At 62.6% G+C, this 15645-nt stretch carries 20 protein-coding genes; 17 read left to right on the top strand and 3 right to left on the bottom strand.

Translation table 11 applies throughout. The features are described 5' to 3' along the window. The 13 genes from ACYVB7_RS18515 to ACYVB7_RS18455 all read left to right on the top strand — a co-directional run. A partial coding sequence (locus tag ACYVB7_RS18515) for an EF-Tu C-terminal domain-related protein (protein ID WP_460509724.1) occupies window positions 1–311 on the top strand: 311 nt, incomplete at its 5' end. Window positions 312–336: 25 nt separating this feature from the next. Beyond that, entirely contained in the window at window positions 337–648 is a 312-nt protein-coding gene (rpsJ, locus tag ACYVB7_RS18510; RefSeq protein ID WP_460510207.1) for a small ribosomal subunit protein uS10, read from the top strand. Between the two features lie 185 nt (window positions 649–833). Then, on the top strand, window positions 834–1508 hold the full coding sequence (gene rplC / locus ACYVB7_RS18505; RefSeq protein ID WP_460510205.1) for a large ribosomal subunit protein uL3: 675 nt from the start codon (window positions 834–836) through the stop codon (window positions 1506–1508). Further along, window positions 1508–2128 carry a 50S ribosomal protein L4 gene (gene rplD / locus ACYVB7_RS18500; RefSeq protein WP_460510203.1) on the top strand — a complete coding sequence of 207 codons (621 nt, stop codon included), beginning with the start codon at window positions 1508–1510 and terminating at the stop codon, window positions 2126–2128. The genes rplC and rplD overlap by 1 nt, the downstream gene beginning before the upstream one ends. After that, on the top strand, window positions 2125–2439 hold the full coding sequence (gene rplW / locus ACYVB7_RS18495) for an uL23 family ribosomal protein (RefSeq protein ID WP_460510201.1): 315 nt from the start codon (window positions 2125–2127) through the stop codon (window positions 2437–2439). Before rplD ends, rplW begins: the two co-directional genes overlap by 4 nt. 2 nt (window positions 2440–2441) lie before the next feature. Next, entirely contained in the window at window positions 2442–3272 is an 831-nt protein-coding gene (gene rplB, locus ACYVB7_RS18490) for a large ribosomal subunit protein uL2 (RefSeq protein ID WP_460510199.1), read from the top strand. A gap of 12 nt (window positions 3273–3284) precedes the next feature. After that, window positions 3285–3560: a 30S ribosomal protein S19 gene (rpsS, locus tag ACYVB7_RS18485; RefSeq protein WP_460510197.1), complete on the top strand. Its 276-nt coding sequence runs from the start codon at window positions 3285–3287 to the stop codon at window positions 3558–3560. A gap of 10 nt (window positions 3561–3570) precedes the next feature. Then, a complete protein-coding gene (gene rplV / locus ACYVB7_RS18480) occupies window positions 3571–3900 on the top strand; it encodes a large ribosomal subunit protein uL22 (RefSeq protein ID WP_460510195.1) in 330 nt (109 codons plus the stop codon). A gap of 14 nt (window positions 3901–3914) precedes the next feature. After that, window positions 3915–4793, top strand: coding sequence for a small ribosomal subunit protein uS3 (rpsC, locus tag ACYVB7_RS18475; protein WP_460510193.1), 879 nt, complete (start codon window positions 3915–3917; stop codon window positions 4791–4793). A gap of 2 nt (window positions 4794–4795) precedes the next feature. After that, the gene (rplP, locus tag ACYVB7_RS18470) at window positions 4796–5212 is read left to right on the top strand and encodes a large ribosomal subunit protein uL16 (protein WP_460510191.1); all 417 of its coding nucleotides are present in this window, start codon (window positions 4796–4798) and stop codon (window positions 5210–5212) included. Between the two features lie 14 nt (window positions 5213–5226). Beyond that, complete coding sequence (rpmC, locus tag ACYVB7_RS18465; protein ID WP_460510189.1) at window positions 5227–5421, top strand: large ribosomal subunit protein uL29; 195 nt, start codon at window positions 5227–5229, stop codon at window positions 5419–5421. Between the two features lie 9 nt (window positions 5422–5430). Beyond that, entirely contained in the window at window positions 5431–5700 is a 270-nt protein-coding gene (gene rpsQ, locus ACYVB7_RS18460; RefSeq protein WP_460510187.1) for a 30S ribosomal protein S17, read from the top strand. Between the two features lie 108 nt (window positions 5701–5808). Further along, window positions 5809–6321, top strand: coding sequence for a peroxiredoxin (locus ACYVB7_RS18455; protein ID WP_460510185.1), 513 nt, complete (start codon window positions 5809–5811; stop codon window positions 6319–6321). Between the two features lie 10 nt (window positions 6322–6331). Here ACYVB7_RS18455 and ACYVB7_RS18450 read toward each other — a convergent pair whose 3' ends face one another. Together ACYVB7_RS18450 and ACYVB7_RS18445 are read right to left on the bottom strand one after the other, a co-directional pair. Continuing rightward, window positions 6332–6832, bottom strand: a complete 501-nt coding sequence (locus ACYVB7_RS18450) for a GNAT family N-acetyltransferase (RefSeq protein WP_460510183.1) — start codon at window positions 6830–6832, stop codon at window positions 6332–6334. Window positions 6833–6870: 38 nt separating this feature from the next. Further along, window positions 6871–7533: a cytochrome b/b6 domain-containing protein gene (locus ACYVB7_RS18445; RefSeq protein ID WP_460510181.1), complete on the bottom strand. Its 663-nt coding sequence runs from the start codon at window positions 7531–7533 to the stop codon at window positions 6871–6873. Between the two features lie 170 nt (window positions 7534–7703). On the opposite strand from ACYVB7_RS18445, the gene ACYVB7_RS18440 reads away from it, so the two are divergent. After that, the gene (locus ACYVB7_RS18440; protein ID WP_460510179.1) at window positions 7704–8153 is read left to right on the top strand and encodes a c-type cytochrome; all 450 of its coding nucleotides are present in this window, start codon (window positions 7704–7706) and stop codon (window positions 8151–8153) included. A gap of 50 nt (window positions 8154–8203) precedes the next feature. Here the strand turns inward: ACYVB7_RS18440 and ACYVB7_RS18435 are convergent, their stop codons facing one another. Continuing rightward, window positions 8204–8701, bottom strand: a complete 498-nt coding sequence (locus ACYVB7_RS18435) for a TlpA family protein disulfide reductase (RefSeq protein WP_460510177.1) — start codon at window positions 8699–8701, stop codon at window positions 8204–8206. Window positions 8702–8963: 262 nt separating this feature from the next. On the opposite strand from ACYVB7_RS18435, the gene ACYVB7_RS18430 reads away from it, so the two are divergent. Genes ACYVB7_RS18430 through ACYVB7_RS18420 form a run of 3 tightly spaced genes read left to right on the top strand, consistent with a single transcriptional unit; the run spans window position 8964 to window position 15636 of the window. Further along, window positions 8964–9359: a response regulator gene (locus ACYVB7_RS18430; RefSeq protein ID WP_460510175.1), complete on the top strand. Its 396-nt coding sequence runs from the start codon at window positions 8964–8966 to the stop codon at window positions 9357–9359. Window positions 9360–9415: 56 nt separating this feature from the next. Continuing rightward, on the top strand, window positions 9416–14677 hold the full coding sequence (locus ACYVB7_RS18425; RefSeq protein ID WP_460510219.1) for a response regulator: 5262 nt from the start codon (window positions 9416–9418) through the stop codon (window positions 14675–14677). Between the two features lie 2 nt (window positions 14678–14679). Beyond that, the gene (locus tag ACYVB7_RS18420) at window positions 14680–15636 is read left to right on the top strand and encodes a diguanylate cyclase (protein ID WP_460510173.1); all 957 of its coding nucleotides are present in this window, start codon (window positions 14680–14682) and stop codon (window positions 15634–15636) included. Window positions 15637–15645 lie beyond the last annotated feature (9 nt).

The raw sequence follows: 15645 nt of genomic DNA, 5'->3' as shown, positions 1-15645 counted from the left end.
TGCTGTGCAAGCCCGGCTCCATCAAGCCCCACACCCACTTCACCGGTGAGGTGTATGTGCTGAGCAAGGACGAAGGCGGCCGTCACACCCCGTTCTTCAACAACTACCGTCCTCAGTTCTACTTCCGTACCACGGACGTGACCGGCTCCATCGAACTGCCCGAAGGCAAGGAAATGGTGATGCCTGGCGATAACGTGTCGATCACCGTCAAGCTGATCGCCCCCATCGCCATGGAAGAAGGTCTGCGTTTCGCCATCCGTGAAGGTGGCCGTACCGTCGGCGCTGGCGTTGTGGCCAAGATTTTTGCCTGATTCCCACGGCTGTTAAGGAATCGTCATGCAAAAGCAAAAAATCCGCATTCGCCTGAAGGCGTTCGATTACAAGCTGATCGACACGTCCGCCGCTGAGATCGTTGACACCGCCAAGCGCACCGGCGCGATCGTCAAGGGCCCCGTGCCCCTGCCGACCCGCATGAAGCGCTTCGACATCCTGCGCTCGCCGCACGTCAACAAGACCAGCCGTGACCAGTTCGAAATCCGCACCCACCAGCGTCTGATGGACATCGTGGACCCCACCGACAAGACGGTGGACGCCCTGATGAAGTTGGATCTGCCGGCTGGCGTGGACGTCGAAATCAAGCTCCAGTGAGCGTGATCCGCGGATGATGCTTGCGCTCCATCACTGGAGCCAGTAGAATCTGCGGTTCCCTTTCTTGGGGTCAAAGTCAGATGCAGCAGGGTGACCTGCTGCGCTCTGTTTTTGCGCAGCGCGTTTGTGCTGCGTGCAATGTCAGTATCAGCCCCGGCCAATTGAAGTCGGGAACGGAGAAAACAATGAGTCTTAGCAACTCCCTCGGGTTGTTGGGTCGCAAGGTGGGCATGATGCGTCTGTTCACCGATGACGGGGATGCAGTGCCCGTCACGGTGGTGGATGTGTCCAACAACCGCGTGGCTCAAGTCAAAACCCAAGCCAACGACGGCTACGACGCCGTTCAGGTCGCTTACGGCAAGCGCCGCGCCAGCCGCGTCACCAAGCCTGAAGCTGGTCACCTGGCCAAGGCCGGTGTTGAAGCCGGTGAAATCCTCAAAGAATTCCGTGTGACCGCCGACGTGGCTGCACAGTACCCCGCTGGTGCGGTGGTGCCTGTGGCTGCCGTGTTCGCCGCAGGTCAAAAAGTGGACGTGCAAGGCACCTCCATCGGTAAAGGCTTTGCAGGCACCATCAAGCGTCACAACTTCAGCTCGCAACGTGCGTCTCACGGTAACAGCCGTTCGCACAACGTGCCGGGTTCGATCTCCATGGCGCAAGATCCGGGTCGTGTGTTCCCTGGCAAGAAGATGTCGGGCCACCTGGGCGACGAAACCGTCACCACCCAGAACCTCGACGTGGTCCGCGTGGACGAAGCCCGCCAGCTGCTGCTGATCAAGGGTTCCGTTCCCGGTTCCAACGGTGGTTTTGTGACCGTCCGTCCCGCCGTCAAAGCCAAAACCGACAAAGGAGCTAACTGATGCAAGTTGAACTCCTGAACGACCAGGGTCAGGCTGCGTCCAATGTGGATGTGCCGGATACCGTTTTCGGTCGTGACTACAACGAATCGCTGATTCATCAGCTGGTGGTGGCTTACCAAGCCAATGCCCGTCAAGGCACCCGTGCTCAAAAAGACCGCGAAATGGTCAAGCACTCCACCAAGAAGCCGTTCCGTCAAAAAGGCACCGGCAATGCCCGTGCTGGTATGACGTCTTCCCCGCTGTGGCGCGGAGGCGGTCGGACCTTCCCGAACAGCCCTGATGAAAACTTCACCCAGAAGCTGAACAAGAAGATGTTCCGCGCTGGCATGGCTTCCATCCTGTCGCAGCTGGTCCGTGAAGGCCGTCTGGCCGTGGTCGAGTCCATCAAACTGGACTCTCCCAAGACCAAGCCGCTGGCTGAGAAATTCAAGGCCATGAACCTCAAGTCGGTGCTGGTCATCGCTGAAGAGGTTGATGAAAACCTGTACCTGGCTTCTCGCAACCTGCCCAACGTGCTGGTGGTTGAGCCGCGTTATGCCGATCCGGTTTCTTTGGTTCACTACAAGAAAGTGATCGTCACCAAGGGCGCCATCGACAAGCTCAAGGAGATGTACGCATGAGCACCCCTCAATTCGACGAAGGCCGTCTGATGCAGGTTCTGGTCGCTCCCGTGGTGTCTGAAAAGGCCACCATGGTGGCTGAAAAGAGCAACGCCGTGGTGTTCAAAGTGCTGCGCGATGCCACCAAGCCCGAAATCAAGGCCGCTGTGGAGCTGCTGTTCAAGGTTCAGGTCAAGGGCGTTTCCGTGCTGAACCAAAAAGGCAAAACCAAGCGTTTTGGCAAGACCATCGGTCGCCGTGACCACGTGCGCAAGGCCTTCGTGACCTTGATGCCCGGTCAAGAGCTCAACCTCGGTGGGGAGGCTGTTTAATCATGGCAGTTGTTAAGTTGAAACCCACCTCCCCCGGCCGCCGTGCTGTGGTGAAGGTGACCCGCGACCACCTGTACAAGGGTGAAGCTTTTGCTGCTCTGCTGGAGCCGCAAAAGCAAAACGCTGGCCGTAACAACAACGGTCACATCACCGTGCGCCACAAGGGCGGTGGTCACAAGCACCACTACCGCGTGGTGGACTTCCGTCGCAACAAGGACGGCATTCCGGCCAAGGTCGAGCGCGTTGAGTACGACCCCAACCGCACCGCCCACATTGCGCTGCTGTGCTACGCCGATGGCGAACGTCGCTACATCATTGCCCCCCGTGGCATTGAAGTCGGTGCCACGCTGATGAGCGGCTCTGAGTCCCCCATCCGTGTGGGCAACACGCTGCCCATCCGCAACATCCCCGTGGGTTCCACCATCCACTGCATCGAGTTGCAAATCGGCAAGGGTGCTCAAATCGCCCGTTCCGCCGGTGCTTCCGCTGTGCTGATGGCCCGCGAAGGCATCTACGCCCAGGTTCGCATGCGTTCCGGCGAAGTGCGCAAGATCCACGTGGATTGCCGCGCCACCATTGGTGAAGTGTCCAACACCGAGCACAACCTGCGTCAGCTGGGCAAGGCCGGTGTGAAGCGCTGGATGGGTATCCGCCCGACCGTTCGCGGTACCGCCATGAACCCGATCGACCACCCGCACGGTGGTGGTGAAGGTCGTACCGGTGAAGGCATGGCTCCTGTGGATCCATGGGGCAACCTGACGAAGGGTTACCGTACCCGCAACAACCGCCGCACGCAGAACATGATTGTTTCGCGTCGCAAGAGCAAGAAGTAAAGGGGTAACGGTATGACTCGTTCACTCAAAAAAGGCCCGTTCGTTGACCATCACCTGATGGCCAAAGTCGAAAAGGCTGTTGCCACCAAAGACAAGAAGCCGGTGAAGACTTGGTCTCGCCGCTCCATGATCCTGCCCGAGTTCATTGGTCTGACCATTGCTGTGCACAACGGCAAGCAACACGTGCCGGTGTACATCACCGACCAGATGGTCGGCCACAAGCTGGGTGAATTTGCGCTGACCCGCACCTTCAAGGGTCACCCGGCCGACAAGAAGGCCAAGAAGTAAGGACACGCACATGGAAACTCGTTCTGTTGTTCGCGGTGTTCGTCTGTCTGTTGACAAAGGCCGCTTGGTGGCCGACCTGATCCGCGGCAAAAAAGTCGATCAGGCCCTCAACATCCTGACCTTCACCCAGAAAAAGGCCGCTGGCATTGTGAAGAAGGCCCTGGAATCGGCCATCGCCAATGCCGAGCACAACGATGGCGCTGACATCGACGAACTGAAGGTGAAAACCATCTACGTCGAGCAAGGCACCACCCTGAAGCGGTTCACCGCACGCGCCAAAGGCCGTGGCAACCGCATCAGCAAACCCACTTGTCACATTTATGTGACGGTTGGCAATTGAGAGGCTAGAGCACCATGGGACAAAAAATCAACCCCACCGGCTTCCGTCTGGCCGTCTCTCGCAATTGGACCAGCCGCTGGTACGCCAGCAACCGTGACTTCGCCGGCATGCTGGCCGAAGACATCAAGGTCCGTGAGTACCTGAAAGCCAAGCTGAAGAACGCTTCGGTGTCTCGCGTCCTGATCGAGCGTCCTGCCAAGAACGCCCGCATCACCATCTTCTCGGCACGTCCTGGCGTCGTGATCGGCAAGAAGGGTGAGGACATCGAGAAGCTGAAGAAAGACCTCAGCGCCAAGCTGGGCGTGCCCGTCGCCGTCAACATCGAAGAAGTGCGCAAGCCTGAAATCGATGCCAAGCTGATCGCTGACAGCATCACCCAACAGCTGGAAAAGCGCATCATGTTCCGCCGCGCCATGAAGCGCGCGATGCAGAACGCCATGCGCATGGGCGCCCAGGGCATCAAGATCATGTCCGCCGGTCGTCTGAACGGCATCGAAATCGCTCGCACCGAGTGGTATCGCGAAGGCCGTGTGCCCCTGCACACCCTGCGCGCCGACATCGACTACGGCACCTCCGAAGCCAAGACCACCTATGGTGTGATCGGCGTCAAGGTGTGGGTCTACAAGGGTGACACGTTGGGCCGTGCCGATGCTGTTTCTCTGGACAGCACGCCGCGTCCTGAAGAAGAGCGCCGTCCTCGCGGTCCTCGTCGTGACGGTGCCCGTCCGGGCAGCGACCGTCCCGCACGCGGTGCCCGTCGTCCCGCCGGTGGCAATGCCGCTCCGGCTGACGGCAGTGACAAACCTGCAGAGGCTGGTGCCAATGCAAATGCCGCCGTTAAGCGCGTACGCAAAGCCGCGCCCGCCGCAGCCGCGGACGGTAAAGGAGAATAAACATGCTGCAACCTTCCCGCCGCAAGTACCGCAAGGAGCAGAAGGGCCGTAACACGGGTGTTGCCACCCGCGGTGCGACCGTGGCCTTCGGTGATTTCGGTCTGAAGTCCACGGACCGTGGCCGTCTGACCGCTCGCCAGATCGAGTCTGCTCGTCGTGCGATTTCCCGTCACGTCAAGCGTGGTGGCCGCATCTGGATTCGTGTCTTCCCCGACAAGCCGATTTCCAACAAGCCCGCTGAAGTGCGTATGGGTAACGGTAAAGGCAACGTGGAGTACTACGTGGCCGAAATCCAACCCGGCAAGGTGTTGTACGAAATCGTCGGTGTGCCCGAGCAACTGGCCCGTGAGGCGTTTGCCCTTGCTGCCGCCAAGCTGCCCCTGCGCACCACGTTCGTTGCCCGTCAATTGGGTCAGTGATCAGGAGAATCCACATGAAAGCTGCTGAACTGCGCCAAAAAGACGTTGCCGGCCTGGAAAACGAAGTGAAGTCCTTGCAAAAGGCCCACTTCAACCTGCGCATGCAAAAGGCCACCCAACAACTGGCCAACACCAACACGCTGCGTCAGACGCGCCGTGCCATCGCTCGCGCCAAGACCATCTTGGCCGAGAAAACCCGTGCCGCCTAAGGAGTGACCATGACGGAAGCCAAACCCTCCCTCAAGCGCACCTTGATCGGCAAGGTGGTCAGCGACAAACGCGCCAAGACCGTGACGGTCCTGGTCGAGCGTCGTGTGAAGCACGAGCTGTACGACAAGATCGTGATCAAGTCGTCCAAGTACCAGGCTCACGATGAAGCTGGTGAATACAAAAACGGCGATGTGGTGGAAATCACCGAAAGCCGTCCGCTGTCCAAGACCAAAAACTGGGTGGCCACCCGCTTGGTTCAAAAGGCCGCCGCGGTGTAAGCCTGTTCCGGCCTCGGGGCACACGCCCACGAAAAGCGACCGACAATTCGGTCGCTTTTTTTATGCCCGTTCGCATTGGTGTGAACGGGTTTTACCCTGAGGACCCCCATGATCAAGATCGGCGATTCCCTGCCAGCAACCACCCTGATGGAGTACAACGAAGTGGAGGGTGAAGGCTGTTCCATCGGTCCCATGCCGGTGGACGTGACGCAGGCCACGCAAGGCAAGACCATTGCGTTGTTTGCGCTCCCTGGTGCTTACACGCCCACCTGCTCCGCCAAGCATGTGCCCGGCTATGTGGCGCACGCGGATGCTTTCAAGGCCGCAGGCGTGGATGAGATCTGGTGCGTCAGCGTCAACGACGCGTTTGTGATGGGCGCATGGGCCAAAGACCAAGGCACCCAAGGCAAGGTGCGCATGCTGGGCGACGGCTCGGCTGAATTTGCCAAGGCCACGGGCCTGACCCTGGACTTGACGGCGCGCGGCATGGGGTTGCGCAGCAACCGCTATTCCATGCTGGTGAAAGACGGGGTGGTGAAGACCCTCAACATTGATGGTCCTGGCCAGTTTGAGGTCAGCGATGCCGACACGCTGCTGGCACAGGCCAAGCAACTGAGCTGAGCAAAAGCCCTCAGAGCTCGGCCATCAGGTGGTGGGCGCCCGGAATGGGGCTCTGGGTGTACGGCGGAATGGGGACGAAACCCATGTCTTCGTACAGGGTTCGTGCGGCTTCCATCTCGGTCAGGGTGTCCAGCAGCATCACGCCGTAGCCGGCGACCCGGGCCGCGTCCATCACGGCCTCGACGAGCCTGTGCCCCAGGCCCAGCCGCCGGTAGGCAGGCGCCACGAACAGACGCTTCATTTCGCAGGCGTTGGCATGGTCGGCGTCGTGGAGCGCTCTGAACGCGCAACAACCTGCGGCCACGCCATCCACCCATGCCATGTGAAACCCACCAGAGGGTGAAGGGTAGGCATGGGCCAAGTCGGCCAACTCCACGTTCAGGCCGGGAAAACACTCGGGCTGCTGAACGTTGGCCACGTAGGTCTGGATGAGCTGGACCGCCCGTTCATGGTCAGAGGGCCAGACCGCGTCGGTCACCAGGATGAGGGGCGTTGAGGGGCCGTCAAACATGGGGCGACTATAGCCAAACCGCGCGTTCATTCGGTTCGTCAACCGCCCAAAGACACCACCCAGGCAACGGCACCAGCACAGAGAAGGGCGACTCCCAGCGCGACCAGTCGCTGCATCGGACCGTCAGCAGCGTCCACGGGAACCTGCTGGGGGGGCACGGGCCAGTCGCCTGACAGCATGCCCTGGACAAGCGGCTTCTTCTTGAACCGCTGGTGGTACACGATGGCGGCAACGTGCAGTGCCACCAGGCTGAGCAGAAACAACTTGCCCAGTCCCTTGTGATACCGGGTGGCTGCCGAAATGGCGTCACCCGACACCAGGGACACCAATGGACCGGTGAAGGCGATTTCATCGTCGCTGATCAACCCGGTGCCGACCTGAGCGGACAGCACAACCATCATCGCCAACACGGACAGTGCTCCCAACGGGTTGTGCCCGACGGACTCCGTGCCATGGCCCCGCAGATAGGCCCAAAGCCGGGCGGGAGAGGGCACAAACACCACAAACCTCGACCAATGTCCGCCGACCAGGCCCCACGCCAGCCGGAACAGCAGCAGCCCAAGCACGGCATACCCCAGTCGCATGTGCCAAGTCATGGCATTGCCGCCGACGTTGCCGGTGATGACCAAGCCAACAACCGCGATCACCAACGCCCAATGAAAGAGTCGGGTGGGCAAGTCCCATACTTTGACCGTTGCCATGTGCACATCTCCAGCGGTGGTTGGTACAGCGTGGATTGTGTGCCAAGGTGCCGGACACTGTCTTGGTGACGGAGGTCACACAACGCGGCGCGGCAGGAATTCGTTTGCCTCACTACACTTCCGTGCACAGGCGCTGTTGCCTGACAACCCCCTTTGATCAAGGAGCTTGCATGAAGATCCGTTCGCGAATCGTATTGCTCACCGCGCTGGCATGTGCCGCTGTTCCCGCGATGGCGCAGTTTCAAAAGCCCGAAGACGCGGTGAAGTACCGCCAGAGCGCGTTTTCAGTGATGGCCAGCCACTTTGGTCGCCTGGGGGCCATGGCCAGCGGCAAGGCGCCGTATGACGCCAAACTGGCGCAGGAAAACGCCGCCGTGGTGGAGTTCATGAGCAAATTGCCGTGGGCCGGTTTCACGCCCAGTACCGAAGGCGTGAAATCCAAGGCCAAGCCCGAAGTGTGGATGGACAAGGCCAAGTTCGACCAAGGGGCCGAAAAAATGGTGGCGGAAGTGGCCAAGCTGAACACCGCAGCCAAGGCGGGCAACCTGGATGCGTTGAAGGCCGCGTTTGGCGAAACGGCCAAGACCTGCAAGGCCTGCCACGACGCGTTCCGCGAGTGACAATTCCATAGCAAAAACCCGTTCATCTGAAAGCGATGGACGGGTTTTTGTTAGGTTTCTGCCAGGAGCTTGTCCAGCAGATGGTGCAGCGCCTCGAAGTCCGGCGGACCCACATACCGTTTGACGATCTGTCCCTGCTTGTTCACGATGAATGTGGTGGGGGTCAGCCGGATCTCGCCCCAGGCCTTGGCCACCGCCCCGGTGTTGTCAATGGCCACCTTGAACGGCAACTGTCGGGTTTGCGCAAAGTTGACCACATAAGCTGGCGGGTCGTAGGCCATGGCCACGGCCACCGTTTCAAAGCCCCGGTCTTTGAACTTCTGGTAGGTGGACACCAGCTCGGGCATCTCTTGCACACAGCTTGTGCAGGTGGTGGCCCAGAAATTGACCAGGGTCACCTTGCCTTTGAGCGCTTGTGTGCTGGACTGGCTGCCATCCAGCAGCGTGAAGGTGGCCTCTGGCGCTGACTCCGCACCCGTGCACCCTGATCCCAACACCACGGTCAGCGCACAGGCATTCAGAACAAGCAAACGACGCAGGACATTCATGGACGCGTGACCTCAAGGGCGGAAAGGGGGCTGCAACATGGACACTGTACCCGGCGTTGCCAGGCCGCACGGTGTTTCATGGCAAATGTGACCGACGACGAGGGACAAAGTTCAGTGTTCGTGAGCGCCACAGGACAGGCGGTGCCGTGGCACCCCGCTATAGTGGTGAGCGGCAAAGGACCCACCTCGCAGACAGGGGGCCATGCCCAGCTGCCGTTCAGAGCAACATGGAGACAACCGTCAGGGACTTTCAGGTCGAACGATGAACAACGAACCTCGGTCTTCAAGGCCTTTGCGCGTGCTGGTGGCAGACGACAACCCGGTCAACCTGCGGGTGGCAACCCGGGTGCTGCGGGACATGGGCCACAGCGGCGTGTTGGTCACCGACGGCGAAAAGGCGCTGAAAGCCCTGGAAGCGCAGGCCTTTGACGTGTGCCTGTTCGACGTGACCATGCCCAACCTGGACGGCATTGGTGCATTGACCGAGCTGCGCCGCAGGGAAGCGCGCGGCCAACGCAAGACGCCCGTCATCATGGTGACGGCCTTCGACCTCCCCTCTGACCGCACACGGCTGATGGCGCAAGGGGCTGACGGCTATGTGCCCAAGCCCTTGGAGCGTGGCGCGCTGGAGACCGAGCTGCAGCGTGTGTTGGGCTGAGCATGGGGCGGTACAAGTCTTGGTTTCCCGCTTGGCTCGCCACCCTCACCTTGCTCGTGGGGCTGGTGGGCACGGGGGTGTCGGTCAAGGTGGTTCGGCAAACGCTGAACGCCAAGGCCGAAGGGCAGTTTGACCGGGAAGTGGAGCGATTGAAGCTGGCTCTGCAGACGCAGCTGGACCAGCAACACACGCTGTTGACGGCGGCCCGGGGTGCTTTTGCCGCCAGCCAGCAGATCAACCGGGAAGAGTTCACCCAGTTTGTGGCGTCTCTGGATCTGCCGGTTCGCTACCCGGCCGTGGACATGTTTGCGTTTGTGCGCACCGTGCCCGCGGCGGACTTGGCGAGTTTTCTGGCCCAACGGCGCGAGGAGAACGCGCACTACCACTTCCGCTACATGGTGCCTCCCGCACAACCCCTCACCTTGGATCATCAGGTGGTGGACTACATCGAGCCGGTGGCCAAGCGGGCGTTGATCGGGCTGGAGCTCTCCACCAGCCAAGAACGCAAGGGGGCCATGGAGCGGGCGATACGGTCGGGGACGGCCGTGCTCACGGCGCCGCTGAAGGCGGCGATGGACCCAAACGGCGCCCCCATTTTTGGGTACTTCATGCCGGTGTACGCGTCGGGGCAAGTGCCCAACTTGATGGACGACCGATTCCGTCTGATTTCCGGTTTTGTGGTGACGGTGTTCACCGTCAAGGGCGTGGTGGATGCCGCCCTGATGGGGGTCAACATCAGCATCGACTTCACCCTGTCCGATCCGTTGGCACCTGCGGCCGACGGGTCCGGTTTGGGGCTCACGCTGTACGACCGGACCACCGAGGTTGATTTGCCGGAAGGACAGGCGCACCTGCTGGAGCGGCGCGAACAGTTCTTTCTGGGCAACCGGTCTTTCGAGTTGCATGCCCACAGCACGCGCACGTTTGAAGCCCAGCTGGACCGCCGCTTGATCATGCTGCTGGGCGCTGCAGGCCTGGTCACCAGCGTGGCACTGGCCTGGGGGGTGTTTGTGCTGGCGCGCAGTCGAAGCCAGGCGGAGCGGGAGGTGGCCAGCCTGTCTGAAGACCTGGAGCGTTTGTCGCTGGTGGCGAAAAAGACCACCAATGCCGTGTTGATCCGCGATGCCCAAGGGCGCATCAACTGGGTCAATGCCGCGTACACGCGCATCACCGGCAAGACGTTGGAGGACGTGCGCGGTTTGACCCCGTCCCAGGCGGTCCACACCCCACGCTCACCCAACGACGGGGTGGATCGCCTGACGGCCGCCGAAGAGCGAGGCGAACCGACCCGTGAAGAGTTGACCATTGTGGACACCCAGGGCCAGACGCACTGGTTGGACATCGAGTTGATGCCGCTGCGCAGCGCCGGGGGGGCGTTGAGCGGGTTCATCTCGATCGAGGTGGACATCACCGCCCGCAAGCTGACCGAGCAGGCCCTGTTGAAAGCACAAAGAGCCTTGGAGCTGTCCAACCACGCGGCCCGCATCGGCACCTGGGAACTGGATGTGGCACAGGACAGCCTCACCGGGTCGGCCACCACGCGGGAGATTTTTGGGGTTTCGGCGGATTTCAACCTGAACCGCCAGACGGCCTTGCAGCTGTTCCCGGAAGGTGAAGTCAGGGAACGCGCACGCGCCTTGATGGCACGAGCCTTGTCCGAAGGCGTGGGCTGGGACGAGGAAATGCAGGTGGTTTCCCTGGGCGGGGAGCGCAAATGGGTTCGGACCATTGGCGTGGTGGAGCTGGACCAAGGGCGGAGCCTGCGGGTGTACGGCACGTTCCAAGACATTCACGAACGCAAGCAGCGCGAGGTGGAGCTGGCCCAGGAGCGGGAGCGCCTGCAAAGCATCATCGAAGCCACGCGGGTGGGCGTCTGGGAATGGAACCTAGAGACCGGTCAAGCCAGCTACAACGCCCGCTGGGCCGAGCTGCTGGGGTACACGCCTGATGAGCTGGGCCGCGACGCCTGGGCCATCGTGGCGCGGGTCACCCACCCGGACGACCATGCCATGGCGCAGCGGGCCTTGCAGCGCCACTGGAAGGGGGAGACGGACTACCACGACCTCACCTTGCGAGCCCTTCACAAAGACGGGCGGGTGATTTGGGTGCAGGACCGCGGGCGGGTGTTGCGGCGCGCCGAGGACGGGCGGGCCTTGTTCATGACCGGCACCCGCGCAGACGTCACCGACCTCATGGTGGCCAAGGAGGCAGCCGCTGAGAAAGCACGCACCCTGCGCGGCGCCATCGACGCCTTGGGTGAGGGTTTTGTGCTCTACGACGACCAGGACCGGCTCGTCTACTGCAACGACCGCTACAAGCAGCTGTACCCCAAAGCCGCCCCCGCCATGGTGCCGGGCAACACGTTTGAACACATCATCCGGCACGGCGCAGAGCGTGGCGAATACGCGGCGGCCGTGGGGCGGGTGGACGACTGGGTGGCCGAGCGCATGGCCTCCCACCTTCGTGCGTCCGAGGACGTGGTGCAGCAATTGACCTCGGGCACCGTGTTGCGCATCGTGGAACGGTTGACGCCGGATGGCTTTCGGGTGGGGTTCCGCATCGACATCACCGAACTGGAGCGAGCCCGGGCATCGGCCCAGGAAAAGGAGCAACTGCTGGTGCAGTCGCTGGACGCCGTGGGGGTGGCGTTGGCACTGTTCGACACCGAAGAACGGTTGGTGTGGGCCAACGAAATCTTCTACGCCATGCACGAGCTGGCGCGGCACCTGATGCACGAGGGCATGACCTTTGCCGAGTTCATCCAGGCCAACCTGGACGTGAATGGGGTGAGTTGTCCGCCAGAGGATCTGCCCCACTGGAAGGCCATGCGGCTGGCGACGTTCCGCAGCGGACAGGGGACCTTGGTCACGCGCACCACGTCCGGGCGGTCCATGCGCGTGGTGGAGCGGCGCCTGCCCTCGGGAATGACGGTCAGCCTGCGCACCGACGTCACCGAACAAATCCGGGCGCAAGAGCAAGCGGAAGCGGCCAGCCAGGCCAAGAGCCAGTTTGTGGCCAACATGAGCCACGAAATCCGCACGCCCATGAACGCCATCCTGGGCATGCTGCACCTGCTCCAGACCACCTCGCTGTCGGCGCGCCAGAAGGACTACGCCGAAAAAAGCGAAAGCGCGGCGCGCAGCCTGCTGGGCATCCTCAACGACATCCTGGACTTTTCCAAGGTTGAGGCGGGCAAGCTGGAACTGGACCCCGAGCCGTTTGCCTTCGACAAACTCATCCGCGACCTGGCCACCATCTACGCCAGCAACCTCAAGGGCAAGCAGCTGGAGTTGCTGTTCGACATCGACCCGCGGGTGCCCCGGGTTCTGGTGGGGGATGCCTTGCGCTTGCAACAGGTGCTCATCAACCTGGGGGGCAACGCCATCAAGTTCACGGCGCACGGTGAGGTGCTGCTCAAGGTGTCGGTGCAAAGCCAGGTGGTGCGCGAAGACGGCGGCGGCGAAGTGGTGTTGCTGTTTGAGGTGCGCGACAGCGGCATCGGCATCGCCCCGGAGGCCCAGTCCAAGATCTTCAGCGGCTTCACCCAGGCGGAAACCTCCACCACCCGCAAATACGGCGGCACGGGCTTGGGCCTGGCCATCAGCCAGCGGCTGGTGAACCTGATGGGCGGTGAGCTGGGTCTGCAAAGCACCCTGGGCCAGGGCAGCACGTTCTCGTTTGCGCTGCCCCTGCGTGTGCCTGCCACGGTGCCCACCGAATTTACGCCGCAAGACCGCAGCGCCCTGCATGACCTGCGGGCCCTGGTGGTGGACGACAACCCGGCCGCGCAACACATCATGCAGGGCATCCTCGACGGCGTGGGCTGGGGGGCGACGGTGGTGGGGGGGGCCGACGCGGCGCTGACCGCGGTGGACGCCAGCCTGACCGACGGGGGCGAGCCGTTCGACGTGATCTTCCTCGATTGGGACATGCCGGGCATGGACGGCCTCACCCTGGCGGCCCAACTGCGCAAGCGCCTGGCGGGACGACCGGTGCAGCCGCTGCTTGTGATGGTCACCGCCAGCGGGCGCGACATCTTGCACGCGGCCCCGGACCATCAGCAGTCCGTGCTCGACGGTTTCCTGGTCAAGCCCGTCACCGGCTCCATGCTGTACGACAGCGTGGCCGACGCCATGGCCCTGGCCCGGGGCACCGCCCCCCAGGCTGCGGTCCAGCGCACCAGCTGCCAACACCTGTCGGGCATGCGCCTGCTGCTGGTGGAGGACAACCTCATCAACCAGCAGGTGGCGCAGGAGTTGTTGTCCAGGGAAGGCGCGGTGGTTGACATCGCCCACAACGGGCAGGAGGCGGTGGACCGTTTGCGTGACGCACCCGAGGCGTTTGACCTGGTGCTGATGGACATGCAGATGCCGGTGCTCGACGGCATCCAGGCCACCCACGCCATTCGCCAACGGCTGCACCTGCGCATGCCCATCGTGGCCATGACGGCCAATGCCATGGCCAGTGACCGCGAAGCCTGCCTGATGGCCGGCATGAACGACCACGTGGGCAAGCCGTTCGACCTCCAGCACCTGGTGGACACCTTGCTGCGCTGGGCGGGAGACGCGGTGCGTCCTGCCACTGCTTCCGCAGGGGAGGGGTTGATCACTCCTGAATGGATAGCTGAAACACCAATCACTGAAAGCGCTGAAGTCCAAAATCACCCCAGTGTTTTTGTGCCACCCTTGATCCGGGTGGACCCCGCCCTTGTCGATGTGGCCGGGGCCTTGCAGCGCCTGGGCGGAGACGTGGCGTTTTACCTGCGCATCGTGGGCAACTTCTGCCAAGACCTCCGGTTGCAGCCCGCCCGCGTGGCCGACGCCTTGGCCCAGGGCCATGTCCAGGGTGTCACCGGGGTGCTGCACACCCTCAAAGGCATGGCCAGCACGGTGGGGGCGCAGGCCTTGGCGCAGGCGGCTGCGGCGGCCGAGCAGACGGTGAAGGCTGCCGCGTCCGACCCGGATGCCCCCCTTGCGCAGGACTGGCGCGACGGGCTGCTGGCCGAAATGGCCCGAACCGCCGAGGTGTTGCAACAGGTGCAGGCGGATCTGGGGATGCCTGCGTCTGCTGCGCAGGCCTCACCCGAGGCCGATCCTCAAGCCGTCTTGCAACACTGGTTGCCACGCTTGCAACAGTTGGCGGACTTGTTGGCGGTGTCCGACATGGAGGCACTGGAGTTGCACGATGAAATGCTGCAAGATGCAGCCGTTGCCAGCGATCCGCGTTGGCAGGCGTTGCATCAGGCCATGGAACAGATGGATTTCGAGCAAGCCCTGGTGGCCGCCCGGGCCCTCATGCCGCCCACTGACGTTCGGTGACCGTGACTTCCTTTCCCCTCGATCCTTTGGCCCACCCCAGCAAGTTGCTGGTGGTGGACGACCAGCCGTTGCACCTGCAGGTGCTGCACCGCACCCTGTCGGGCGAACACCAGATGTTTGCGGCCACCCAGGGCGAGCAGGCCCTGAAGGTGGCCCGCGAGCAGCGCCCGGACCTGGTGTTGCTGGACGTGGTCATGCCCGGCATGGACGGCTTCGAGGTGCTGCATCGCTTGCGGTCGGAACCCGAGCTGGCCGACATTCCCGTCATTTTTGTCACCGCGCACGGCGGAGACGACATCGAGACCCAGTGCCTCAGTGCGGGGGCGGTGGACTTCATCTCCAAACCCATCAACCCCAGCGTGGTCCGCGCACGGGTCAAGACCCACCTGACCTTGAAATTCCAATCCGATCTTTTGCGCAACCTGGCCTTTCTCGATGGGTTGACCGGCGTGTCCAACCGCCGCCAGTTTGACGAACGCCTGGCGGTCGAGTGGGGGCGGGCGCAGCGCCATGGGGCCGCGTTGACCCTGGTCTTGCTGGATGTGGACGCCTTCAAGCGCTTCAATGACCACTATGGCCATCAGGCGGGTGACGATTGCCTGCGCCAGATGGCCTCGGTGCTTCAGTCCGAGTTGCGTCGGCCCGCCGACTTGGTGGCCCGCTACGGGGGGGAAGAGTTCGTCTGCCTGCTGCCCGACACCGCGTTCGACGACGGCCTGGCCATGGCCCACCGGATGCTGACGGCGGTCAAGAACCTGGCCATCCCGCACCACTTTTCCGAGGCGGCGACCGTGGTCACCGTCAGCCTGGGCGTGGCCACCCGGGAGGGCGCGGGGGTGGACAGCCGTGCCAGCGACCTGCTGGCCCTGGCCGACGCCCAGCTGTACCTGGCCAAACGCGCCGGGCGGGCGCGGGTGTGTGGCGCACGCCTGCCCACGGCGTCAGCGTCCGTGGCCTGAGCCGAGGTG

This window comes from Hydrogenophaga soli (genome assembly GCF_054777695.1).
The sequence above is the reverse complement of the archived record's forward strand: the minus strand, read 5'-3'. Positions and strand labels throughout refer to the sequence as shown.

What these genes read in the sequence shown, in the direction of transcription:
- ACYVB7_RS18445 (WP_460510181.1), bottom strand. Translation starts at nt 7,533, where the DNA reads ATGGCAACGGTCAAAGTATGGGACTTGCCCACCCGACTCTTTCATTGG.
- ACYVB7_RS18455 (WP_460510185.1), top strand. Translation starts at nt 5,809, where the DNA reads ATGATCAAGATCGGCGATTCCCTGCCAGCAACCACCCTGATGGAGTAC.
- ACYVB7_RS18430 (WP_460510175.1), top strand. Translation starts at nt 8,964, where the DNA reads ATGAACAACGAACCTCGGTCTTCAAGGCCTTTGCGCGTGCTGGTGGCA.
- rplD (WP_460510203.1), top strand. Translation starts at nt 1,508, where the DNA reads ATGCAAGTTGAACTCCTGAACGACCAGGGTCAGGCTGCGTCCAATGTG.
- rpsS (WP_460510197.1), top strand. Translation starts at nt 3,285, where the DNA reads ATGACTCGTTCACTCAAAAAAGGCCCGTTCGTTGACCATCACCTGATG.
- rpsQ (WP_460510187.1), top strand. Translation starts at nt 5,431, where the DNA reads ATGACGGAAGCCAAACCCTCCCTCAAGCGCACCTTGATCGGCAAGGTG.
- rpsC (WP_460510193.1), top strand. Translation starts at nt 3,915, where the DNA reads ATGGGACAAAAAATCAACCCCACCGGCTTCCGTCTGGCCGTCTCTCGC.
- rpmC (WP_460510189.1), top strand. Translation starts at nt 5,227, where the DNA reads ATGAAAGCTGCTGAACTGCGCCAAAAAGACGTTGCCGGCCTGGAAAAC.
- rplW (WP_460510201.1), top strand. Translation starts at nt 2,125, where the DNA reads ATGAGCACCCCTCAATTCGACGAAGGCCGTCTGATGCAGGTTCTGGTC.
- rplC (WP_460510205.1), top strand. Translation starts at nt 834, where the DNA reads ATGAGTCTTAGCAACTCCCTCGGGTTGTTGGGTCGCAAGGTGGGCATG.
- rpsJ (WP_460510207.1), top strand. Translation starts at nt 337, where the DNA reads ATGCAAAAGCAAAAAATCCGCATTCGCCTGAAGGCGTTCGATTACAAG.
- rplB (WP_460510199.1), top strand. Translation starts at nt 2,442, where the DNA reads ATGGCAGTTGTTAAGTTGAAACCCACCTCCCCCGGCCGCCGTGCTGTG.
- ACYVB7_RS18440 (WP_460510179.1), top strand. Translation starts at nt 7,704, where the DNA reads ATGAAGATCCGTTCGCGAATCGTATTGCTCACCGCGCTGGCATGTGCC.
- ACYVB7_RS18450 (WP_460510183.1), bottom strand. Translation starts at nt 6,832, where the DNA reads ATGTTTGACGGCCCCTCAACGCCCCTCATCCTGGTGACCGACGCGGTC.
- ACYVB7_RS18435 (WP_460510177.1), bottom strand. Translation starts at nt 8,701, where the DNA reads ATGAATGTCCTGCGTCGTTTGCTTGTTCTGAATGCCTGTGCGCTGACC.
- rplV (WP_460510195.1), top strand. Translation starts at nt 3,571, where the DNA reads ATGGAAACTCGTTCTGTTGTTCGCGGTGTTCGTCTGTCTGTTGACAAA.
- rplP (WP_460510191.1), top strand. Translation starts at nt 4,796, where the DNA reads ATGCTGCAACCTTCCCGCCGCAAGTACCGCAAGGAGCAGAAGGGCCGT.